The sequence below is a fragment of the Acinetobacter sp. AS5 genome (genome assembly GCF_048957595.1).
Classification (GTDB): Bacteria; Pseudomonadota; Gammaproteobacteria; order Pseudomonadales; family Moraxellaceae; genus Acinetobacter.
This window is the reverse complement of sequence record NZ_JARDAL010000107.1, coordinates 1-1,536: the sequence shown is the minus strand read 5'-3', so window position 1 is coordinate 1,536 and position 1,536 is coordinate 1. Positions and strand designations below refer to the sequence as shown.

At 39.5% G+C, this 1,536-nt stretch carries 2 protein-coding genes; one reads left to right on the top strand and one right to left on the bottom strand.

What is annotated here, in order from left to right; translation table 11 throughout:
• Window positions 1–17: 17 nt before the first annotated feature.
• Window positions 18–395: a hypothetical protein gene (locus PV763_RS17225; RefSeq protein ID WP_420938264.1), complete on the top strand. Its 378-nt coding sequence runs from the start codon at window positions 18–20 to the stop codon at window positions 393–395.
• Between the two features lie 55 nt (window positions 396–450).
• Here PV763_RS17225 and PV763_RS17220 read toward each other — a convergent pair whose 3' ends face one another.
• The gene (locus PV763_RS17220) at window positions 451–1,308 is read right to left on the bottom strand and encodes a hypothetical protein (RefSeq protein ID WP_262450316.1); all 858 of its coding nucleotides are present in this window, start codon (window positions 1,306–1,308) and stop codon (window positions 451–453) included.
• Window positions 1,309–1,536: the final 228 nt, after the last annotated feature.

Genomic DNA, 1,536 nt, shown 5'->3' with positions numbered 1-1,536 from the left:
ATAAAAAGGTAATCTAAATGATAAAAAAAAGTGTGGGTTTTGAACGTGCTTCTGATGTTCAAGCCATCGTTTACTCAGTAAATGATGGATCTGCAGTTTTTGTCGTACCAAATGGCTTTGTGGTGCTGGAGGTTCCATTGTCACAAACTCAAGCCGAGTACTTCAAGATGTATGAGAAGTCACCTAATGTATTTGTGTTGCACGGTAAGGCAAAATTCCATTACGTGTGTGATTGTGAAGTTGAACTGGTTGGCTTTAGTATAGAAAAATCTAAGCTAACAAATCAATTGGTCAATCCAAGCTTATTTAGCCACATTGATAAACCTGCAGTCAGTATAGATTGCGTCTATTATGATATGTCTGCACCAACTATAAGCCCTGGCTTTTATTGTTAATTAGCTGGTATAAAAGTAGCCCGAAATTCGGGCTTTTAATTTGTCTGAAGACAAGTTATTTCAACTCGCACGGCGCTTTAATTCTGATGTTATTTGCCCAAGAAAAAACATCCGAACCTTTTTGTGGGAAAGGCTGACTCTTAGAATACTGCAACCAACACACCGAATTATGGGTTGGATCTTGTGCCTTACGTTTTTCACGTAATTTAATCAGGCTTTCTCTTAACGCTGCAGTATCGTATTTTGGATCAAGTGACATAAAACCTACCGCAAACAGATCCGCATAAGATTCTCGCCATAGTTGCGTTTTACCGCTACTTTCAGCCGTTACAAAGGTAGATACATCATCCATCTTTACTTTGGACCGATCAGACGGCGCAATTGAATTTAATGCTTTAAGTGGCTGGCCAAGTTCACCAGGCACATCGGTCGCACGATCTAAACAGTGAGATAACTCGTGCGCTAATATCAGCATTTCCCAATCGTTGTAGCTTACATCGGTTTTTGCTTCTTTATACATGGTGTTCATGCTGGTTTTAGACATATTCACCAGGCAATATCCTGTACTAGATCTTAATGAAGCTGGAGAAGCTTGCGGTATATCTAAGGAAGTTAAAGCCCAACTTTCGTTAAAGTCACCTAACACAAGTGGCGCGTTGTAGTTTTCCTTGGCAAACTTTTGTAGTTGATTGAAGTTACTACCCGGTACCATCGCAGCAATATGGTCATGGTTGAACTGTTTCTTTTCTAGCGTTTTGAAACACCATATAAAACCATATGACAGTAGAAACATTAGGAGTGGAACAACAGCAACAGAGAGCATAAGTAGCTTAAAGTTTTCGTCTAGTCGCTTGGTTCGGTCTTTGGTCTTAATATAAGGTGTTGCCAAGCACCAGCTGAGCACTACTGTCATCAAGATTAAAATAACAAGAAAAGTCATGGTGTAGCCAACTGGTTGAATAAACGTAAAGGCAATCCACGCAAAACAAGTTAGGACGGTTAAGGTCCACAAAATGATGTTTAAAATGATTTTTGTTTTCACGCCGTTGGCATCCCTAATCTATAAAAATAAATGTGGCCCATTAAACGGGCCATATTGAGTCTGTTCTCTTCATCATCGCCAATGTGGTCGATATAAATA

Excerpts from the sequence above, each read along its gene's own strand:
- PV763_RS17225 (WP_420938264.1), top strand. The coding sequence starts at position 18 with ATGATAAAAAAAAGTGTGGGTTTTGAACGTGCTTCTGATGTTCAAGCC.
- PV763_RS17220 (WP_262450316.1), bottom strand. The coding sequence starts at position 1,308 with ATGACAGTAGTGCTCAGCTGGTGCTTGGCAACACCTTATATTAAGACC.